At 65.2% G+C, this 17330-nt stretch carries 17 protein-coding genes; 10 read left to right on the forward strand and 7 right to left on the reverse strand.

The annotated features are described in order from the left end of the window. Positions 1-9: 9 nt before the first annotated feature. The 3 genes from P6U25_RS04405 to P6U25_RS04415 all read left to right on the forward strand — a co-directional run bounded on the left by P6U25_RS04405 (position 10) and on the right by P6U25_RS04415 (position 3651). On the forward strand, positions 10-600 hold the full coding sequence (locus tag P6U25_RS04405; RefSeq protein WP_407150251.1) for an SCO family protein: 591 nt from the start codon (positions 10-12) through the stop codon (positions 598-600). A gap of 147 nt (positions 601-747) precedes the next feature. After that, complete coding sequence (locus P6U25_RS04410) at positions 748-1770, forward strand: transporter substrate-binding domain-containing protein (protein WP_407150252.1); 1023 nt, start codon at positions 748-750, stop codon at positions 1768-1770. A 240-nt stretch (positions 1771-2010) separates the two neighbouring features. Beyond that, positions 2011-3651 carry a lysine--tRNA ligase gene (locus P6U25_RS04415; RefSeq protein WP_407150253.1) on the forward strand — a complete coding sequence of 547 codons (1641 nt, stop codon included), beginning with the start codon at positions 2011-2013 and terminating at the stop codon, positions 3649-3651. 210 nt (positions 3652-3861) lie between these two features. On the opposite strand, the gene P6U25_RS04420 is transcribed toward P6U25_RS04415, so the two are convergent. Beyond that, complete coding sequence (locus tag P6U25_RS04420) at positions 3862-4347, reverse strand: cupin domain-containing protein (RefSeq protein WP_407150254.1); 486 nt, start codon at positions 4345-4347, stop codon at positions 3862-3864. A 245-nt stretch (positions 4348-4592) separates the two neighbouring features. Between P6U25_RS04420 and P6U25_RS04425 the strand changes: the two genes are divergently transcribed. The 3 genes from P6U25_RS04425 to P6U25_RS04435 all read left to right on the forward strand — a co-directional run bounded on the left by P6U25_RS04425 (position 4593) and on the right by P6U25_RS04435 (position 6676). Beyond that, on the forward strand, positions 4593-5378 hold the full coding sequence (locus P6U25_RS04425; protein ID WP_407150255.1) for a class II aldolase/adducin family protein: 786 nt from the start codon (positions 4593-4595) through the stop codon (positions 5376-5378). Between the two features lie 198 nt (positions 5379-5576). Then, a complete protein-coding gene (locus P6U25_RS04430; RefSeq protein WP_407150256.1) occupies positions 5577-5909 on the forward strand; it encodes a hypothetical protein in 333 nt (110 codons plus the stop codon). A gap of 23 nt (positions 5910-5932) precedes the next feature. Next, complete coding sequence (locus P6U25_RS04435; protein WP_407150257.1) at positions 5933-6676, forward strand: transposase; 744 nt, start codon at positions 5933-5935, stop codon at positions 6674-6676. 229 nt (positions 6677-6905) lie between these two features. On the opposite strand, the gene P6U25_RS04440 is transcribed toward P6U25_RS04435, so the two are convergent. Beyond that, the gene (locus P6U25_RS04440; protein WP_407150258.1) at positions 6906-7562 is read right to left on the reverse strand and encodes a S24 family peptidase; all 657 of its coding nucleotides are present in this window, start codon (positions 7560-7562) and stop codon (positions 6906-6908) included. A 202-nt stretch (positions 7563-7764) separates the two neighbouring features. Between P6U25_RS04440 and P6U25_RS04445 the strand changes: the two genes are divergently transcribed. Together P6U25_RS04445 and P6U25_RS04450 are read left to right on the forward strand one after the other, a co-directional pair. Further along, complete coding sequence (locus P6U25_RS04445) at positions 7765-8109, forward strand: DUF952 domain-containing protein (protein WP_407150259.1); 345 nt, start codon at positions 7765-7767, stop codon at positions 8107-8109. Further along, complete coding sequence (locus tag P6U25_RS04450; protein ID WP_407150260.1) at positions 8106-9203, forward strand: quinone-dependent dihydroorotate dehydrogenase; 1098 nt, start codon at positions 8106-8108, stop codon at positions 9201-9203. The genes P6U25_RS04445 and P6U25_RS04450 overlap by 4 nt, the downstream gene beginning before the upstream one ends. Before the next feature lie 98 nt (positions 9204-9301). On the opposite strand, the gene P6U25_RS04455 is transcribed toward P6U25_RS04450, so the two are convergent. The 5 genes from P6U25_RS04455 to P6U25_RS04475 all read right to left on the reverse strand — a co-directional run bounded on the left by P6U25_RS04455 (position 9302) and on the right by P6U25_RS04475 (position 14570). Next, entirely contained in the window at positions 9302-10627 is a 1326-nt protein-coding gene (locus P6U25_RS04455; RefSeq protein WP_407150261.1) for an MATE family efflux transporter, read from the reverse strand. 2 nt (positions 10628-10629) lie between these two features. Beyond that, positions 10630-11364, reverse strand: a complete 735-nt coding sequence (locus P6U25_RS04460; RefSeq protein ID WP_407150262.1) for an MBL fold metallo-hydrolase — start codon at positions 11362-11364, stop codon at positions 10630-10632. Positions 11365-11386: 22 nt separating this feature from the next. Further along, positions 11387-11692, reverse strand: a complete 306-nt coding sequence (locus P6U25_RS04465; RefSeq protein WP_407150263.1) for a DUF6460 domain-containing protein — start codon at positions 11690-11692, stop codon at positions 11387-11389. A 98-nt stretch (positions 11693-11790) separates the two neighbouring features. Then, positions 11791-13515: a cisplatin damage response ATP-dependent DNA ligase gene (locus P6U25_RS04470; protein WP_407150264.1), complete on the reverse strand. Its 1725-nt coding sequence runs from the start codon at positions 13513-13515 to the stop codon at positions 11791-11793. Further along, positions 13512-14570 (reverse strand): ligase-associated DNA damage response exonuclease, encoded by a 1059-nt coding sequence (locus P6U25_RS04475; RefSeq protein ID WP_407152413.1) that lies wholly within the window; start codon positions 14568-14570, stop codon positions 13512-13514. The genes P6U25_RS04470 and P6U25_RS04475 overlap by 4 nt, the downstream gene beginning before the upstream one ends. A 163-nt stretch (positions 14571-14733) precedes the next feature. Between P6U25_RS04475 and P6U25_RS04480 the strand changes: the two genes are divergently transcribed. After that, positions 14734-15660: a methyltransferase domain-containing protein gene (locus P6U25_RS04480; RefSeq protein ID WP_407150265.1), complete on the forward strand. Its 927-nt coding sequence runs from the start codon at positions 14734-14736 to the stop codon at positions 15658-15660. 287 nt (positions 15661-15947) lie between these two features. Further along, entirely contained in the window at positions 15948-17174 is a 1227-nt protein-coding gene (locus P6U25_RS04485; protein WP_407150266.1) for an ABC transporter substrate-binding protein, read from the forward strand. Positions 17175-17330 lie beyond the last annotated feature (156 nt).

Raw genomic sequence — 17330 nt, forward strand, 5'->3', positions numbered from 1 at the left:
TTCGCCATCATGCCCCGGACCACCCGCCCGCTGGTGATCTTTGCCGCCTTCGCCGTCAGCCTGGCGGTCGGCCTCGCCCTCATGCTGTGGGCGGTCGGGGGCTTGCGCACGGTCGCCGCGCCGGCCGCGATCGGCGGCCCGTTCCAGCTCACCGATCAGTCCGGCCGGACGGTCACCGACAAGGACCTCAAGGGCAAGCCGACGCTGATCTTCTTCGGCTTCACCCATTGCCCTGACGTCTGCCCGACCTCGCTGTTCGAGATCTCGGAGGTGTTGAAGGCGATGGGCAAGGATGCCGACCGCGTGAATGCCTATTTCGTCTCGGTCGATCCTGAGCGCGACACCGCGGCCGCGATGAAGGATTACCTTTCGAGTTTCGATCCGCACCTGAAGGGCCTCACCGGCGATCCCGCCGCGGTTGCGAAAGTGCTGTCCGAATATCGGGTCTACGCCAAGAAGGTGCCGCTCAAGGACGGCGATTATACAATGGATCACACCGCGCTGATCTATCTGATGGATCGCGACGGTAATTTCATTTCCCCGTTCAATCTGAAACGGACGCCCGACGAAGCGGCGGCCGACCTGAAAAAGTATCTCTGAGCCAGCGGATCGGGCACGATCCTTGCGAAGAGCCGGTCTCCGCTGTTCGCGTCACCCGCCAATTCCGGGCAGAATTAACCCATTCGGCGCTCGCTTCGGGCGTCGAATGGTCTATAAGCCCAGCCAATTCCTTTTAAATTGCCGGTCATGTCCGATCAGTCCGCCCGATCCGTTGCCGCCTCGTTGCGTCCAGCCGTCCGGCTGGCCGGGTGGGTGGTCGCGGGCGCGTTGCTCGGCTTGATCGTGCCGGTGGCCGCGCAGACGCGGTCGGAGCAGCCGGCGCCCGCAGAGACCTCGCCTGCAAAGCCGGTTCCGGCGCCGGTGCAAGCGGCTCCCGCAGCCCCCGCGCCCGCCGCCCCGCCAGTCGCGGCGCAGACCTCGACGCCGAAGGCAGCCCAAGCCGCACCGCAGGCGGTGCCCGGCTTCTGGGACCCGCGGCGGCGCCCGGATCGGCCGGACCTGTCGCGCCTCACCGTGATCCGCTTCCTGACCGAGACCGACTACCCGCCGTTCAACTTCACCGGTCCCGACGGCAATCCGGCCGGCTTCAATGTCGATCTCGCCCGCTCGCTCTGCGACGAGATCAAGGTCACCTGCACCATCCAGATGCGCCGTTTCGAGACCCTGATCGATGCGCTCGCGACCAATCGCGGCGATGCCATCATCGCGTCGATGGCGGTGACGCCGCAACTCCGCACCAAGGTCGATTTCACCGATCCTTATTACCGTGCACCGGCGCGTTTCGTGTCGCGCCGCGACAACGTGATGCCGGAAATCCGTCCTGAATATCTCGAGGGCAAGAAGGTCGGCGTGATCGCCGGGACCTCGCACGAGGCCTATCTCAAGGCGATGTTCACCGACGCCGAAATCCATTCCTATCCCAACGACGACGCGCTGCGCGCGGCGCTGCGCCGCGGCGAGGTCGACTTCATCTTCGGCGACGCGATCTCGCTGGCGTTCTGGATCAACGGCACCGACTCGGCGGAATGCTGCGCCTTCTCGGGTGGTCCCTTCGTCGACAGCCGCTATTTCGGCGAGGGCATCGGCATTGCCGTGCGCAAGGGCAATGACCTGCTCCGGCAGTCACTGAACTGGGCGCTGTTCCGGATCTGGGAAAAGGGTCGCTTCACCGATCTGTGGCTGCGCTACTTCTCGATCAGCCCGTTCTGACGCGGAGTCCGTCGCCTCGCCCCGCTTGCGGGGAGAGGTCGGAATTCAAGCGCAGCTTGAATTCCCGGTGAGGGGGAATCTCCGCAAATCCGTCTCTTACCGATGATGCGGATCGACCCCTCACCCCCAACCCTCTCCCCGCAAGAGCGGGGCGAGGGAGCCAGTGCCGGCTTTGCCCTTGTTTTGCATTTTGCCGCGAAAGCGTTAGTTTTGCGGCCTTTTTTGGAGAGAGCCTGAAGAATGCCCGTGATTGATCTTGCCGCCAGCCCGAGCGACCTGCGTGCGCTCGCCGAACAATCCAATGCCTGGCCGTTCGAGCAGGCGAAAGCGATCGTGGCGCGGCTGAAGAAAAATCCGAAGGACGAGGTGCTGTTCGAGACCGGCTACGGCCCGTCGGGCCTGCCGCATATCGGCACCTTCGGCGAGGTCGCGCGTACCTCGATGGTGCGCCACGCCTTCCGCGTGCTCACCGAGGACAAGATCAAGACACGCCTGCTCGCCTTCTCCGACGATATGGACGGCCTGCGCAAGGTGCCCGACAACGTGCCGAACAAGGAGATGCTGGAGAAGCATCTCGGCAAACCGCTCACCAAGGTGCCCGATCCGTTCGGCACCCATCCGAGCTTCGGCCAGCACAACAACGCCCGGCTGCGCGCCTTCCTCGACCAGTTCGGCTTCGACTACGAATTCGCGAGCTCGACCGAGTATTACACCTCGGGCCGGTTCGATGCGGCGCTGCTGCGCATGCTGGAGCGGATCGAGAAGGTGATGGCGATCATGCTGCCGTCGTTGCGCGAGGAGCGCGCGGCGAGCTATTCGCCGTTCCTGCCGATCTGTCCGCGCACCGGCCACGTGCTCTACGTCCCGGTAACCGCGCATGACGCCAAGGCCGGCACCATCTCCTACGAGGATCCCGAGACCAAGGAGAGTGTCACCGTCCCGGTCACCGGCGGCCGCTGCAAGCTGCAGTGGAAGCCGGATTGGGCGATGCGCTGGTATGCGCTCGGCGTCGACTATGAAATGGCCGGCAAGGATCTGATCGATTCGGTCAAGCTGTCCGGCAAGATCTGCTCGGCACTCGGCGGCACGCCGCCCGAGGGATTCAACTACGAACTGTTCCTCGACGAGAAGGGCCAGAAGATCTCGAAGTCGAAGGGCAACGGGCTGACCATCGACGAATGGCTGCGCTACGCCTCGCCGGAATCGCTGTCGCTGTTCATGTATCGCGAGCCGAAGGCGGCAAAGCGGCTGTTCTTCGACGTCATTCCGCGCAATGTCGACGACTACCAGCAGTTCCTCGACGGCTTCCCCAGGCAGGAAGCGCGCCAGCAGTTGCAGAACCCGGTCTGGCACATTCACGCCGGCAAGCCGCCGCGGGCCGATATGCCCGTCACCTTCCAGCTCCTGCTGACGCTGGTGTCGTCGTCGAACGCGGAGAACGCCGAGACGCTGTGGGGCTTCATCGGCCGCTACCGGCCGGGCGTGACGCCGCAGACGCATCCGAAGCTCGATGCGATGGTCGGCTACGCCATCAACTACTATCGCGACTTCGTGGCGCCGACCAAGCAGTTCCGCGAGCCGACCGAGAGCGAACGCGCCGCGTTGCAGGACCTGCGCGATGCGCTCGCCAACATGGCGCCGGACGCCACCGCAGAGGACATCCAGAACGTGGTCTATGAGATCGGCCGCCGCGAGCCGTTCCTCGACCTGAACAAGAAGGGCAAGGACGGCCGCCCCGGCGTCTCGCTCGACTGGTTCAACATGCTCTACCAGGTGCTGCTCGGCCAGGAGAAAGGTCCGCGCTTCGGCTCCTTCGTCGCGGTCTACGGTGTGACGAACGCGGTCAACATGATCGACGGCGCACTGGCGCGGTCGTCGTAGTTGGGGTGAGGTCGGGTACGGTGGGCAAAGGCGCAAGCGCCGTGCCCACCACTCACCTGACGTGCAAGTAAAGGTGGGCACGCTTCTCTTTGCCCACCTTACGGAACATCCGTAGCCCGGATGGAGCGCAGCGAAATCCGGGAATGTCGCCGGCGCGCTCGGTCGTCCCGGATTGCGCTGCGCTTCATCCGGGCTACCGTTGTGCGGTGCCTACAGCGGCTCACCCTTCTTCGTCGTGAACTTGTACGCGCCGTCAGCGCCGAGCACGGCGTGCATGTCGACGTCGGGATAGCTGATCTCGTCGCCTGCGGTGCGATCGCCGACCACCAGCAGCTTGACGTCCTTGTCGGTGCGATTGATGAAGCGGTGCGCGTTGCCACAGCCGGCAGGGAAGCCGGCACACATGCCCGCTGTCAGCACCTGCGCCCCGGCATTGGTCTCCATCACGACTTCACCCTCCAGCACGTAGACAAATTCGTCCTGTCGCGAATGCGCGTGACGATAGGAGGACTGACCGCCGGGGATGATCCGCGTCAGGGTGACGCCGAAGTTTGTTAAGCCGGCATGATCGCCGAGCCGCCGGTTGTAGCGCGTCTGGTTGACGGCGCGGTGCTGTGGCGGATAGCTGGTGTAGTTGCTCTCGCTCACCTCTGCCGGATCGAACGCCCTCGGCTTGGGTCCCTGTGGTTTGTTCATTCCCGTTCTCGTCGTGCTTCCTGCATGTCGTCCACTGGTGGCGCGCAGCGGCGGCGACAATAGGCCGCTACCGCCGAAGCAGCCGCCTTCGCAGTGCATCATCCCATAACCCGGCCCGGCCCGCAAAATCCGGATGGCAGGCCAGCGGCAATTTCACCGGAGCTGGCGGCCGGATTGCGTTACAATCGCTTCCATAAAATCAACCTGGCCTCCATCGAGAGGCCGGCATAGATGGGAGCATGCGCATGCAGTTCAGGGTTTCGCCGACATCGCTGCGGGACAGCTCGAGCGCCGAGGAATGGCAGGCGCGGGTCGATCTCGCGGCAGCGCATCGGCTCGCCTACATCCACGGCTTCTCGGAAGGCATCTTCAACCATCTCACCTTCGTGGTGCCCGGCCGCACCGACCGCTACTACCAGATCCCGTTCGGCATGCATTGGTCGGAGGTGACCGCATCGTCCTTCATGGAAGTCGGCCTCGACGATGCCGAGGTGAAGCGCGGCGAAGGCGAGGTCGAGCGCTCCTGCTATTGCATCCACGCACCGATCCACAAGGCGCTGCCGCAAGCGAAGGCGGTGTTCCACACCCACATGCCATTCGCCAGCGCGCTGACCCGGCTCGAGGACCCGCGCATCAAGGAGATCGGGCAGACCGAGGTCGGACTGTCGGAGGCGATCGCCTATGACGATCTCTACACCGGTCCCGCGCTCGATCCCGCCGAAGGGGCGCGGCTCGCCAAGGTGATCGGCAACAAGACCATTCTGTTCATGGCCAACCACGGCATCTCCACCGTCGGCGAAACCATCGCCGATGCCTATGACAGGCTGTATTACGTCGAGCGCGCCGCGCAGGTGCAGATCTACGCGATGTGGACCCATCAGCCGCTGAAGCAATTGCCGCAGCAGGTGGTCGAGAAGACCAAGCGCGATTTCCGCGACGATCACCTCTACAACGGCCCGAGCCCGTCGCAGCGGCATTTCGACGCGCTGAAGCGAATGCTGGACCGCAGGGAGCCGGACTACGCGACGTGAGGGGGCCGCGAGCGCACCACAATCTCCGCCGTCGTCCCGGCGCAGGCCGGGACCCATAACCACAGGGTCGAGTTGTTAGAACGGGCTGGGGCCACAGCGCGCGTAAGCAATGGTGAGCGGTGGTTATGGGTCCCGGCCTGCGCCCATAGGCGTTAAGTTAGGCTTGCGGTGCGGGATGGTTCGTGATTCCAGCATGGCATGAGATATGAAGCACTGGCGAATCGCGACTGGGCGGGGATCGTAACCCGGCTTGGAGGGGCCGCAGCGCTCGATCGGACCGCACGGGAGACGAAGGCTTTCGTGCGTCCGCGCGAGATACGCAATGCCGTGGACTTGCTGCGGTTGATCCTGGCGTATTGCCTTGGTGAACGGGGATTTCGATTGACGGCGGCATGGGCGACGTCGGTCGGTCTTGTCGATGTTTCGAGCGTGGCTCTGTTGTACCGCTTGCGCCAGTGCGGGGATTGGCTGGCGCTCCTGATCGGGCAGGCACTCGCTGCCGCAGCTCCGAGGCCGGCCGAGGTCGCCTGATCCGCATCATCGATGCCACGACGGTGCCGAAGAAGGGGTTGAATGGCAGGAAGAAGAACGAGGTGTGGCGCATTCACAGCGCGTTCGATCTTCCGCAAGAGCGTTTTGGCCACTTCGAACTGACCGATCAACAGGACGGCGAGAGGCTCGACCGGATTCCGGCGGTTGCGGGCGAGATCCGTCTTGCCGATCGGGCCTATTTGCAGCCGGAGCGCATGGCAACATTGATCCAGGCCGGCGCAGACTTCGTCATTCGAGCGGGTTGGAAGAGCGCACGCTGGCTCGATGGTAAGGGCTGTGCATTCAATCTGATCGCCGAACTGCGCAAGGCGGCGGAACGAGGCCTCCTCGATTGTCCGATCTGGATCAAACCCAAGCGCGGCACGCCGCTCGCCATGCGTCTGGTCGCCGTCAAGAAGCCGCAACAGGCCGCTGCCGAGGCGCGGCGCAAGGCGCGCCGGACCGCACAGAAGGGCGGCCATCAGCTCTCCAATAAAACGCTGCAGGCCGCCGATTGGGTCATCCTGGTGACCTCACTTGCGCCAGATGACTTCACCACGGATGACATTCTCGCCCTCTACCGCCTGCGCTGGCGGATCGAGCTGGGCTTCAAGCGGCTGAAGAGCCTGGTTGGTTTGAAGGGGCCGCCGGGAACTAACGAGCGATCCGCCAGATCGCATATCCTTGCTCATCTGCTGATGATTCTATTGCTCGAGCCGCTCGTCGACGAACTCGAGGACTCTCCCCGCTTGGCGGAAGCCGCCTGACCAGTCCTGGCGCCTGGCGATTGCTCCGTCAGCTCATCGTCTCACTCTTGCAGGCCGTCATTCCGCAACCCGCAATGGCTCGTCTCCGCCAATCTCTCCCCATTCTCCAGCGCCATCTTCGCGAGCCGCCGAGGAAAACCCGACGCTATCAAACCATGGTCCGCTTACCTTAACGCCTATGGGCCTGCGCCGGGACGACACTGATTATGCGGCCGTCGGCTCGCCCTACTTACTGGCTCGCCCACACGATGCGCGCGATCCACTCGACCTCGTCCGCCTCGAGCGTGCGGTCGGGATGCGCCGGATTGAGGGAAGCGAGCTCCAGCACCTTGGCGGTGCGCCGCCTCAGCTCCTTGACCATCACCTCGCCGCCCGTCGTGCGCACGACGACGCGATCGCCGCGGCGGATCGGGGTCCCCGGCGAGACTACGATGATGTCGCCCTCGCGAAAGGCCGGCTTCATCGAATCGCCCTCGATCTCCAGCGCATAGGCATGCTCGTCGTTGGTCGCGGGCAGCGCCACCTCATCCCAGCCCTTGCCTGAGGGGAAGCCGCTGTCGTCGAAATAGCCACCGGCGCCGGCCTGGGCGAAGCCGATCAGCGGCACCGACTGACCGCCACCGCGTCCACCGTCGCCGAGCAACTGCACGAAGGTTTCCATGCTGGAATTGGTCGCCGCCAGCGCCTTGGAGACCGATTCGGTGGACGGCCAGCGTTCGCGGCCATCACCGGTGATGCGCTTGGATCTGTTGAAGGTGGTGGGGTCGAGCCCGGAGCGCTTGGCGAGGCCAGAGGGCGACAGGCCTGCGCGTTCGGCGAGCCGGTCGAGGGCGGCCCAGACCTGGCTGTGGGTCAGCGGTCGAGCGGCTTTCGGCTGTTTGACCATCGCGAGGATCCGGTGTGGAGACCTAGGAATTATTACCCCAAAACCGGCCACGTCTGCAATTCTGCTGCGGTGTTGCACCGCGCCGCTTGAGTTGCGCCGCCGCCGCCGATACGGTCGCTGGCTCGCCCGGTGGCATCTGGGGCCACCGCCCCAAACCGGACAAAACCCCAAGAGACTCAAGGACAAAAGGGAAGGCCGGCACGTGCCTATGATCTACAAAATCACCCCTGCCTCGGCCTGGCGCGAGGCCGAGCGGCAGGGCGTGTATCGGGGCAGTGCGGACGACAAACGCGACGGCTTCATTCACTTCTCCACCGCGTCCCAGGTCGCCGAGACCGCGCGCAAGCACTTCTTTGGGCAGACCGGCCTGTTCCTGGTCGCGGTCGACGCGGATGCACTCGGCGATGCGCTGCGCTGGGAGAGGTCGCGCAACAACGAGCTGTTCCCGCATCTCTATGGCGAACTCGACCTCGGCGCGGTGGTCGAAATCCTCGATCTGCGCGCGCGGTCCGATGGCGGTCACGACGTTCCGGAGCTCAAGCCGTGATCCGCGCCTTCGACACTTTCTCGCTGCCGCTGCTGCGCTGGTTCGATCCCGAAGATGCCCATCGCATGGCGATCCAGGGATTGAAGCTGCTGCCACCGATCAGGCCGCGACCGGATGATCCGAAGCTCGCGGTGCGCGCCTTCGGGCTGAACTTTCCGAACCCGATCGGGATGGCGGCGGGCTTCGACAAGAGCGCGGAGGTGCCCGACGCCTTGCTGCGGCTCGGCTTCGGCTTTGTCGAGATCGGCTCGGTGACGCCGAAGCCGCAGGTCGGCAATCCGCGGCCGCGGTTGTTTAGGCTCGAGCGCGACGAGGCCGTGATCAACCGGATGGGCTTCAACAATGATGGCGCGGAGGCCGTGCTGCGGCGGCTCGCCGCGCGCGCCAGCCTCGGCGGCGTCGTCGGCGTCAATGTCGGGGCCAACAAGGATTCGCCCGACCGCATCGCCGATTACGTCAAGCTGATCGAGACCTTCGCGCCGGTTGCGAGCTACTTCACCGTCAACGTCTCCTCGCCGAACACGCCGGGCCTGCGCAATTTGCAGCAATCGGCCATGCTCGACGACCTGTTGTCGCGGGTCATCGATACCCGCGAGCGGGTGCGCAGGAACGCCGGGGATTCGCCTGTTCTGCTCAAGATCGCGCCGGACCTCAGCCTCGCCGAGCTCGACGACGTCGTGCACATCGCGCGCTCGCGCCGGGTCGACGGCATGATCGTCGCCAACACCACGCTGGCGCGACCCTCGACCTTGCGCGAGGAGAGCCGGGCCAACGAGCAGGGCGGCCTGTCGGGCCGTCCGCTGTTCCGCCTGTCGACGCGGATGGTGGCCGAAACCTATGTGCGCGTCGAAGGTGCATTTCCGCTGATCGGCGTCGGCGGCATCGACTCGGGCGGCGCGGCGCTGACGAAGATCCGCGCCGGCGCCAGCCTGATCCAGCTCTATTCGTCGCTGGTCTATAAAGGCGTCGGGTTGGTCGACGATATCAAGCGCGACCTGTCCTCGACCTTGCTGCGCACCGGGCGCGACTCGCTGTCCGAAATCGTCGGCGCCGATGCCGCGACGATCACTGCCGAGGACTGGCCGGTGCGGTAGGCGCCTGTAGCGTGGATGGAGCGAAGCGTAATCCGGGATCAAGATTCGCCGCGTGCACCGGCCCCGGATTTCGCTTCGCTGCATCCGGGCTACGAAAGCTACGATGGCTTGAACGTCTTTCTCAGCATCGCCGGATAGCGCAGGCCCTGCAGTCCGCCGCGGGCGATGTAGAAGCCGAGCAGTGCCGTCCAGAGTCCGGCGTTGCCGAACGCGCTGAACGCCCACCAGGCGGCGAGGAAGATCGCAAGCGAGGCCAGCATCAAGTTGCGCATCTCGCGCGCCCAGGTCGCGCCGACATAGATGCCGTCGAAGCCGAACGCGAACACACCGGGCAGCGGTGCCAGGATCACGAACAGCAGGAAGTCGCGTGCGCTCTGGCGGACGCCGTTGCTGGTCGTCATCAGGTCGATCAGGGGCGGCCCGAACAGCGCGAACAGCGCCGAGACGGCAAGGGCGAAGCCGATCCCCCACAGCAGCACCAGCCGGGTCGAATCGGCAAAGCCCTTCGCGTCGCGCGCGCCGAAGGCGCGGCCGCAGAGCTGCTGCGCGGCATTGGCGAGGCCGTCGAGGAAGAACGCCGAGACCAGCAGGAAGTTGTTCAGCACCGAGTTCGCCGCCAGCGTCACGTCGCCTTCGCGCGCGCCCTTCGCGGTGAAGAACAGGAACACGATGATCAGCGCCGCGGTGCGGATCATGATGTCGCGGTTGACCGCCAGCATCCGCGTCAGCTTGGCGCGATCGAACAGCGTGGCACGCGGCACCGCGAAGCCGCCCCCCGCGAGACGCCACGCCACCACGATGCCGAGTGCGAAGCCGGTCGCCTCCGCCAGCACGGCGGCGATCGCAGCACCCGCGATGCCTGCGCCATAGACCAGCACCAGGAGGACGGTGGCCGCCATGTTGATCAAGTTGATCACGATCTGCAGCATCAGCGCCAGATTGGGACGGGCCTGTCCGACCAGCCAGCCGAGGATCACGTAGTTGCCGAGCGCCAATGGCGCCGACCAGATCCGAATGATGAAGTAGGTCCTGGCCGCGTGCGTCACGCCCTCGCTGCCGCCCATCACGCTGAACGTAACGGCGGCCAGCGGCACCTGCAGCGCGATCAAGGCTGTGCCGATCAGGCCGGCGACGATGAAGCCGCGCACCAGGATCGCGGCGAACTCCTTCGTCTCGCCGGCGCCCTGCGCCTGCGCGGTGAAGGCCAGCGTGCTCATGCGCAGGAAGGCGAACAGCCAGAACAGGCAGTCGAAGATGACAGAGGCCATCGCCACGCCGCCGAGCAGCGCGGCATCATCGAGGCGGCCGATCGCCGTGGTCGAGACGATGCCGATCAGCGGCGTCGTCAGGTTGGCGACCATCGCCGGGCCGGCGATGGCGAACACCTGCCGCGTCGTGATTCTGGGGTGAACGGGGGCGTGCATGGTCAGAGTTCGATCGTCATGCCGTCGCTGGCCGCGGTATAGGGCAGTTCGCCGACACGGCCGAGCATGTCGTCGCTCATATGGGTGAGCACGACGCGCTTGGCGTTGATGGCGGGCAAATGCGTTTCCAGCGTTGTCAGGCTGAGATGGTTCTTGATCATCTTGTCGTAGGTATAGGCTTCCGCGATGAAGAGATCGACGTTCTGGGCGGCCGGGATCAGCGCGTCGGTCCATTCGGTGTCGGCGCTGTAGGTGATGATGCGGCCTTCCGCCTCGATGCGATAGGCCAAAAACGGCCCGCCGGATTCGCCGTGCACGACCGGGTAGGGCGTCACGGTCACGTCGCCGAAGTGGCTCACTTGCTCGGGCTCGAGCGTGACCACCGAGAGATCGAAGCGCTGCTTGGTCTTCGACGAATGCTCGAACATCACCTCCATCACCTGCGGCAGCTTGGTTGCGATGCCCTGGGGGCCTGCGATGGTGAGCGGCCGGGTGCGGCGGGAGAATTGCGCATCGAGCAGCAGGAACGGCAGGCCGGCGAAATGGTCGCCGTGGAAATGCGTGATCAGGATCAGGTCGATCGCGTCGCGGTCGATCCCGAGCCGCTTCAACGCGGGCAGCGAGGACGCGCCGCAATCGATCAGCAGATTGGCGCGCTCGCCCGTAACGTGAAAACAGGTGTTGAAGCGGCCGCCGGAGCCGAACGCGTCGCCGCAGCCGACAAATCGCAATTGCATCGGCTGCCAGCGCTCCTCTATGTCAGCGGCCGCGCGGCGCGCCGAACAGGCGCGACAGCAACCAGACCGGAATCACGACCACGGCGCCGAGCAGGAAGTAACGCCAGGCCCAGTTGATCGCATCGAAGCCGAAATCCCAGATATTCTGGAACAGCTTGCGAATGCTGTAGAGAATATTCCAGGGATCGAAGCCGATCGCGGCCAGCACGACGCCGACGAGGATCGAAAGCAGGATCAGCCGGAACGCCACCGAAACCGGCGATCCGCCGAGGAAGCGGTACAGGCCGTCATTCTGGCTGGCCGGCAAATCCCGGACGTCGTTAGGCATTGCTGTCTCCTTGCGGAATCGCCGCGCATTATATGTCACGGCCGGGCAGATGGGGAACCCGGGAACCGCGATCAATGGCTGCCATGCATCGGCGCGATTTAATTTCCTGTCATGCTCATTAACAGCCGTTCAAGCGTCTCCAGCCGATCGGCCTCGCGCGGTGGCTTGTCCCAGCGCAGACGATTGATGCGCGGGAAGCGCATCGCGACGCCGGATTTGTGACGCGGCGAGCGCTGCAATCCCTCGAAGGCGACCTCCAGCACCAGACCTTGATCCGGCTCGTGCACCACATGGCGCACCGGGCCGAACTTCTCCGTCGTGTTGCGGCGGACGAAGCGGTCGATCTGGAGAAGCTCTTCGTCGGTGAAGCCGAAATAGGCCTTGCCGACTGGCACCAGCTCGTCGGCATCGGTCCAGACGCCGAACGTGTAGTCGGAATAATACGACGAGCGCTTGCCGTGCCCGCGTTGTGCATACATCAGCACGGCGTCGATGATGTGCGGATCGCGCTTCCACTTCCACCACGGTCCCTTCGGCCGCCCCGGCAGATAGGGCGCATCGCGCCGTTTCAGCATCACGCCTTCGACCGCATCGGCATCGTCGCCCGCACCGGCGCTGCGCGGGTCGGCGCGCGCCGCCGCGAGGTCGGTCCAGCTCGCAAACGGAATCATCGGCGACAGGTCGATGCGCGGGTCGTTCAGCTTGGCGATGAAGTTCTCGAGATGCGCGCGGCGCTCGGCGAACGGCAGCTCGCGCAGATCGTTCTCGTCGTCACCCAGCAGATCATAGGCACGCAGATGGATCGGGAATTCCTTGGTCAGCTTCGGCGAGACCACTTTGCGGTTCAGCCGCTGCTGTAGCACGTTGAAGGTCTGCACGCGGCCGTCGCGCAGCACCAGCAGTTCGCCGTCTATCGCGCCGGGCAGATGCAGCGACGGCACGAGGTCCGGGAAGCTGCCGGTAATGTCCTCGCCGGTGCGCGAATAGAGCCGCGCCTGGATGTGGCCGTGCTCGTCGCGGCCGGACACCGCCTGCACGCGGATGCCGTCCCATTTCCATTCCGCGCTGAAATCGGCGGCGTCGAGACTTGCGAAATCCGCATCCTCGATCGCATGCGCCAGCATCACCGGGCGGAACGGCGCTGGATCACGGTTGATCGGCTTGTCGCCGCGGCCTTCCAGCCAGGCGAACAGGTCGAGATAGGGCGGTGACAGCCCCGGCCAGATCAGCTCGATCTCGTGCGGGTCCTTATTGCCGAGCGCAGCCGCCGCGGTCTTGGCGAGGCGCGCCGAGATCCCGATCCGCATCGCGCCGGTGACGAGCTTTAGCAGCGCCCAGCGTCCGGTCTCGTCGAGCTCATCCAACCAGCGCGCGAGCTGCGCCGGCAGCTCGGTCTTGCCGAGCGTGCGCAGCGTGGTGACGACCTCGGTGAGGGTGGGAGGAGGCGGGTTGTTGTGAGTCTTCAGCGTCTCACCGACATCTCGCCCGCGGCATCGCTCTCGAGGTTGGGGAGAGGGGTGGCCCTGGAAAGATTCGCTGTAAGAGGCACCAGCCTTCGGCCACATCAGCGCCACCGTCTCCGAGAGATCGCCGACGTAGTCGTAGGAGTAGCCGAACAGCACGGGATCGGCGCGTTCCGTGATCAGGTCGCGGATCAAGCCCGGCTTGGCGTGCTTGAACGACAGTGCGCCGGTCAGCGCCGCCAGCGCGTAGCCGCGGTCGGGGTCTTCGGTCTCGCGGAAATAGGCTGAGAGCAGCTTGATCTTGTTGTTGCGGCCCGGCTCGTAGGCGAGGCGGTCGAGCAATTGAGCGAAGCGGTTCATGATGTTGCCTCGCCGGCGGGCGGGGCCTCGCCAGTCAGCGCCGCCGTTTCGCCTTCGTCCTCGTCGCCATAGCCGACGAGGTCGAGCGGCCGCGCCGCAAGGCCGTTGGTCTTGCACCAATGCACCAGCGCGTCCTCCTGGCCGTGCGTGACCCAGATCTCGCCGGCGCCGGTCGCGGCAATCGTTGCCGTCAGCCCGTCCCAGTCGGCGTGATCGGAGATCACCAGCGGCAGCTCGACGCCCCCTTGTCGGGCCCGCGCGCGCACGCGCATCCAGCCCGAGGCGAAGGCGGTGACGGGGTCGGGGAAGCGTCGCGTCCAGATATCGGAAGTCGCGCTCGGCGGCGCCAGCGTGATGGTGCCGGCAAGGTCGGCCTTCTTCATGCCGCGCACGGGCCGGAGCTGGCCGAGCGGGACGCCGCGCTCCTGATAGTAATAGGTGATCTTCTCCATCGCCCCGTGTAGATAGATCGGCGCGTCGTAGCCGGCTTCGCGCAGCAATGCGATCACGCGCTGCGCCTTGCCGAGCGAATAGGCGCCGACCAGATGCGCGCGCTCCGGAAACAGCTTCACTGAGTCCAAAAGCTTGTTCACCTCGCCGGCCGCGTCGCCATGGCGGAACACCGGCAGCCCAAAGGTCGCCTCGGTGATGAAGACGTCGCAGGGCACGAGCTCGAACGGCGCGCAGGTTGGATCCCGCGCGTCCTTGTAGTCGCCCGAGGCGACGATCCTTGTGTCCTTGCAGGTCACGGCGATCTGCGCCGAGCCCAGCACGTGGCCCGCGGGGTGGAACGTGGCCGTGACGTCGCCGAGCCTGATCTCCTCGCCGTAAGCGATCGCCTGGGTCGAGCCGGCGAAATTGTCGCCATAGCGCAGCCGCATCATGTCGAGCGTCTCTTGGGTGGCAAGCACGGCGCCATGGCCGGGGCGCGCATGATCGGAATGGCCGTGGGTGATCAGCGCACGCTCGACCGGCCGGACAGGATCGATATGGAAGCCGCCGGGCTTGCAGCAAAGCCCGGCCGGGACGGGCATCAGTATGTCTTGCGGGCGCATTGCTCCCATATAGGCGCTCGATCCGCGATGTTTAGCCGTCATGCGCAGGCTTGACCCGCGCATCCATCTTCGGAAAAAGTCACTGCTTTGATGGCTGGCCGGGCGCTCCCCGATCGGGGGCGGGACCGTACCAGGCCATGGCAAGACCGGTTTCTTGAGACGCATGCCCGCGCGCCTGTTCCTGACTTCCGGCGATCTCGTTGCCGACCGCCGCTTCGAGTTCGCGCGTGACCTGCAATTGAAGGGCGATCTGCTTGCCGCCGCCGAGCTGCTCGAACAGACGGTCGAGATCGCGCCGAAATTCGCCTCCGCCTGGTTCGCCCTCGGCGAGATCCGCCGGCAGCTCGGCCGCGATGAGGCGGCGGTCGCAGCCTTCCGTGCCGCGCGCGATGCCGACCCTGAGGACCGCCACGGCGCCGGCCTGCGTCTGATGCATCTCGGTGCGGAGGCCGTGGCGTCGATGCCGCCGGCCTATGTGCGGACGCTGTTCGACCAGTATGCGCCGCGCTTCGAGGCCGCGCTGGTCGGTGATCTCGGCTATCGCGGCCCGGCGCTGTTGTTCAAGGCGGTGCTCTCGGTGCGGGCCGCTGCGAGGAAGCCCGCCTTCTTCAAGCGCGCGATCGATCTCGGCTGCGGCACCGGGCTCGTGGCCGGCGCCTTCGCGAAGAATGTCGATCGCTTCATCGGCATCGACCTGTCGCCGCGCATGATCGAGAAGGCGCGGGCCACCGGGCACTATGCCGAGCTCGAGGTCGACGACATGGTCCAAGGCATCCGCAGCAAGCCCGAGGCCAGTGCCGAACTGGTCCTTGCCGCGGACGCGATGATTTACCTCGCCGATCTCGCGCCCGTGCTCGCCGAGGCGCGACGCGTGCTGGTCCCCGGCGGCGTGCTGGCCTTCACCACCGAGACCCATGACGGCGAGGACGTGATCGTCGGCGAAGGCCTGCGCTACGCCCACAGCGCGGCTTATGTGCGTGCGGCCGTTGCCGCCGCCGGCCTGACGTTGGTGCAGCTCGAAGATCTCTCGGCGCGCCATGAAGACAACATTCCGGCCCCCGGACTCGTCGCCGTCGCGATCAAGCCGTGACGCTTGTCACGCTCGCCCCTTATGGGAGAGGGTCGCTTCGCGCAGCGAAGCGGGGTGAGGGTTTTTTCGCGGAGAGCAACCCTCATCCGGCATCGATGCTGCCGCATCGAATCCACCTTCTCCCACAACAGCAGAAGGGAAGAGAGAACCGTGTTCGCGTCTCACAACTTGAGTCTACACGCTACGCATTTGCCGTCGCGCGGCATTGCGTCGCGCGCTTGCGACTTCCCGCTTGCCCGGCGCGAAGTGGAATGCGAGAGCTGTCGCTCCAGGGAGAGAAAGCCAAAATGAAGAAGCAAACACGGCGCGAGTTCGGCGCCACCGCGTTGTCGGTCATCGCAGCCTCCGTCCTGCCGGCGCCGTTCGTCCGGGCCGCGGATAAGACATACGATCCCGGAGCGAGCGACACCGAGATCAAGCTCGGCCAGACCGTGCCGCATTCCGGCCCCGGCTCGCTCTATGGCGTGTTGGGGCGCGTCGGCGAAGCCTATTTCCAGATGCTGAACGAGAAGGGCGGCATCAACGGCCGCAAGATCAAATTCCTCACCATGGATGACGCCTACAGCGCGCCGAAATGCGTCGAGGCGACGCGACGGCTGGTCGAGCAGGAGGAGGTGCTGGCGCTCTACGGCTCGCTCGGCACCGCGCCGCAGACCGCCGTGCACAAATACCTCAATTCCAAGGGCGTGCCGCAATTGCTGCTCAATACCGGCGCCTCGAAATGGAATGATCCGAAGAACTTCAAATGGACCATGGCCGGCCTGCCGCTCTATCCGACCGAGGCGCGCATCCTGGCCAAGCACGTCGTCAGCGTGAAGCCGAATGCCAAGGTCGGCATCCTCTACCAGAACGACGATTTCGGCCGCGACTTCCTCGGTCCTTTCAAGAAGGTGCTGGCCGATGCCGGCGGCACCGCGAAGGTGATCATGGAGCAGACCTACGATCTCACCGATCCGACGGTCGATTCCCAGCTCATCAATCTCTCGAAGTCGGGCGCCGATGTCTTCTACAACATCACCACCGGCAAGGCGACGTCGCAGTCGATCCGCAAAGTCGCCGAGCTCGGCTGGAAGCCGCTGCAGCTCTTGTCGGCCGGCTCGACCGGTCGCTCGATCCTCAGCGCCGCAGGATTGGAGAACGCCAAGGACATCGTCGCAATCCGCTACAACAAGGAAGTCGGCGTGCCCCGCTACGAGAAGGACGCCGACGTGATCGCGTTCGAGGAGCTGCGCAAGAAGTATCTGCCGAACATCGATCCGGACAACACGATCGCCTTCGCCGGCTACGGCCAGGCTGCGACGATGGCGGAAATCCTGCGCCGCTGCGGCAACGACCTGACCCGCGCCAACGTGCTGAAGCACGCCACGACGCTCGCCGGCTTCCACTCGCCCTATTTCCTCGACGGCATCAACTACAGCTACACGCCCGACGACTACACGCCGATGAAGACGCTCTACATCGCGATCTTCAACGGCAGGGACTGGGACCTCTCCGGCCAGCCAATGACGGAATAGGTCTTGCGCTGATCTATCTTTTCCCTCTCCCCGCTCTTCGCGGGGAGAGGGCAGGGTGAGGGGCTCCATCCGCCAGGCGGTGTAAGTTGAAAGAGCTGTACGCCCTCACCCGGAATTCAAGCGGTGCTTGAATTCCGACCTCTCCCCGCAAGCGGG

The organism is Bradyrhizobium sp. ORS 86 (assembly GCF_045571475.1).
In the GTDB taxonomy this organism is placed as follows: domain Bacteria; phylum Pseudomonadota; class Alphaproteobacteria; order Rhizobiales; family Xanthobacteraceae; genus Bradyrhizobium.

Bases quoted from the DNA above. Each gene is read 5' to 3' on its own strand.
- P6U25_RS04475 (WP_407152413.1), bottom strand. From the start codon at position 14,570: ATGCGCCCGCAAGACATACTGATGCCCGTCCCGGCCGGGCTTTGCTGC.
- P6U25_RS04485 (WP_407150266.1), top strand. From the start codon at position 15,948: ATGAAGAAGCAAACACGGCGCGAGTTCGGCGCCACCGCGTTGTCGGTC.
- P6U25_RS04480 (WP_407150265.1), top strand. From the start codon at position 14,734: ATGCCCGCGCGCCTGTTCCTGACTTCCGGCGATCTCGTTGCCGACCGC.
- P6U25_RS04430 (WP_407150256.1), top strand. From the start codon at position 5,577: ATGAGATATGAAGCACTGGCGAATCGCGACTGGGCGGGGATCGTAACC.
- P6U25_RS04460 (WP_407150262.1), bottom strand. From the start codon at position 11,364: ATGCAATTGCGATTTGTCGGCTGCGGCGACGCGTTCGGCTCCGGCGGC.
- P6U25_RS04470 (WP_407150264.1), bottom strand. From the start codon at position 13,515: ATGAACCGCTTCGCTCAATTGCTCGACCGCCTCGCCTACGAGCCGGGC.
- P6U25_RS04420 (WP_407150254.1), bottom strand. From the start codon at position 4,347: ATGAACAAACCACAGGGACCCAAGCCGAGGGCGTTCGATCCGGCAGAG.
- P6U25_RS04405 (WP_407150251.1), top strand. From the start codon at position 10: ATGCCCCGGACCACCCGCCCGCTGGTGATCTTTGCCGCCTTCGCCGTC.
- P6U25_RS04455 (WP_407150261.1), bottom strand. From the start codon at position 10,627: ATGCACGCCCCCGTTCACCCCAGAATCACGACGCGGCAGGTGTTCGCC.
- P6U25_RS04425 (WP_407150255.1), top strand. From the start codon at position 4,593: ATGCAGTTCAGGGTTTCGCCGACATCGCTGCGGGACAGCTCGAGCGCC.
- P6U25_RS04440 (WP_407150258.1), bottom strand. From the start codon at position 7,562: ATGGTCAAACAGCCGAAAGCCGCTCGACCGCTGACCCACAGCCAGGTC.
- P6U25_RS04410 (WP_407150252.1), top strand. From the start codon at position 748: ATGTCCGATCAGTCCGCCCGATCCGTTGCCGCCTCGTTGCGTCCAGCC.
- P6U25_RS04465 (WP_407150263.1), bottom strand. From the start codon at position 11,692: ATGCCTAACGACGTCCGGGATTTGCCGGCCAGCCAGAATGACGGCCTG.
- P6U25_RS04415 (WP_407150253.1), top strand. From the start codon at position 2,011: ATGCCCGTGATTGATCTTGCCGCCAGCCCGAGCGACCTGCGTGCGCTC.